General features: G+C 59.9%; 1 protein-coding gene. It reads right to left on the reverse strand.

What is annotated here, in order from left to right; all coding sequences use genetic code 11:
- The coding region (locus AC0L27_RS41580) for a glycosyltransferase family 2 protein (protein WP_473323966.1) at positions 1-217 on the reverse strand (217 nt) is incomplete at both ends.

The following is a 217-nucleotide window of genomic DNA, read 5'->3' on the forward strand; positions in this document are numbered from 1 at the left end:
GCACGAGATCGCCGAATGAGCGGCGAATCGCTGCGATCTGCGCCTTGCGTTTTCCAACATTGCTTGGCAGCAGAATGATGGTGAATCTCGGGTCATACGCGTAGCTCGCGTGGACCGCGGCCACTGCGCCGACATTTGCAGAGCCGTCGTCGACCACGTAGACCTGCAATCGCCCTGGGTAATCCTGACTTGCGATAGACTTCAGGCAGGCCGCCAG

The organism is Bradyrhizobium sp. Ken51, from assembly GCF_055807435.1.